The sequence below is a fragment of the Streptomyces europaeiscabiei genome (assembly GCF_001550375.1).
GTDB classification, from domain to species: Bacteria; Actinomycetota; Actinomycetes; order Streptomycetales; family Streptomycetaceae; genus Streptomyces; species Streptomyces europaeiscabiei.
In genome coordinates this window covers 1-1,394 of record NZ_LRTR01000666.1, presented here as the reverse complement: position 1 = coordinate 1,394, position 1,394 = coordinate 1, and the positions used below count along the sequence as shown (strand labels likewise).

The window sequence follows — 1,394 nt, the reverse complement described above, 5'->3', positions numbered from 1 at the left end:
CGCGGCGGGGGCGGCGGTACACGGCGAGGCCGAGCGTGGTGGCCCCGACGACGACGGCGACGCCGGACCGTACGGCGAGGTCGATGGTGCCGTGCTGCACGTCGGAGGCGATCTCCTCCTGCAGTCCGGAGATCCGCTCGGGATGGTCGACCAGGGCCTGGGCGCGCTCCGGGTCGAGCTGGTCGACGTTCACGTCCAGGCGTACGGGGGCGTTGTGGCTCTGCAGCTCCAGGGCGCCCAGCGGAGAGACGTTGATCTTCGTGCCGCCGGTGAGGGACGGGCGCAGGGTCATCGTCGTGTTCATGGGGCCGACGGGGGTGCGTACGTTCCCCACGATCAGCAGGCCCAGCCAGGCGCCGAGCAGGACGACCGCGACCAGGCTGAGCGCGCGCGCCCAGGGGTGGGGGTGGTGGACCAGCTCGAAGGTCGGGTGCGCGCGGCGCGAGCGATAGCGCCGGGCCAGGGCGCGAGGGGCCCGCGGCATGGCCCGGAGGATGCGGCGCAGGGTCGTACGCGAGGTGTCGGCGGCGGTGGCTGGGGCGGCGGGGACGCTGGCCATTGGTCCCGTATGCCCATGGTTGGGGGCGGATATGCGGCGGGAGGTCGTGGGGGTCGTGGGGGCGGGGGACTGGAGTCGGGTGGCTGTGCGTGCTGCGCCGGTCGTTGTGCGTGGTGTGCCGGGCTGTTGCGTGGCCTGTGTGGCTTTCGCGCCGCTCGTATCTCTCGTACGCGCGAGTCGTGGGGTTTGGGGTGCACGGGGGTGCTGCCGGACCGGATCACCCGAGGGGCGTTCATCACCCCTGGTCAGGGGCAAGGTGGGGGTGTGTCGAGAACGCCGGGGGGTCAGCCCCAGCCCAGTTCGTGGAGCCGTGCGTCCTCGATGCCGAAGTGGTGCGCCACCTCGTGCACGACAGTGACGGCCACCTCGTGGACCACCTCCTCCGGCGTCTCGCAGTAGCGCAGGGTCGGGCCCATGTAGATCGAGATGCGGTCCGGCAGGACTCCGGCGTACCACTCCCCGCGCTCCGTGAGGGGGGTTCCCTCGTAGAGACCCAGTAGCTCCGGGTCGTCGGCGGGCGGTTCGTCCTCCACGAACACCGCCACGTTGTCCATGACCCGCGTCAGCTCAGGCGGGATCTGGTCCAGGGCCTCACTCACCAGCTCTTCGAACGCGTCGCGCGTCATCTCCAGCACAGGGCCATTGTCAACGACGGGGCGCGTAATCGGAGGGGCGCGAAGGCCCCGTCTGTCCGCCACGGGGGCACGGCGGACGGGCGGGGCCGCTTCGGTGCCGCTCGGATGGTGAACATCCAGGAGTTGTCCCGGAGCGGTCAGGGTGCCCCTGCGGGGCAGGAAGGGGTGGGTGGGGGCGTCGGGCGCACGCGGGTGCGCGG

1 protein-coding gene and 1 pseudogene are annotated in these 1,394 nt (G+C 72.1%); both read right to left on the bottom strand.

Annotated features, from left to right (window positions below; all coding sequences use genetic code 11):
• Nucleotides 1-559 (bottom strand): annotated as a pseudogene (locus AWZ10_RS32580) (hypothetical protein); the annotation flags it as partial.
• Between the two features lie 284 nt (nucleotides 560-843).
• The gene (locus tag AWZ10_RS32575) at nucleotides 844-1,194 is read right to left on the bottom strand and encodes a metallopeptidase family protein (RefSeq protein ID WP_037689314.1); all 351 of its coding nucleotides are present in this window, start codon (nucleotides 1,192-1,194) and stop codon (nucleotides 844-846) included.
• Between the last annotated feature and the right edge of the window lie 200 nt (nucleotides 1,195-1,394).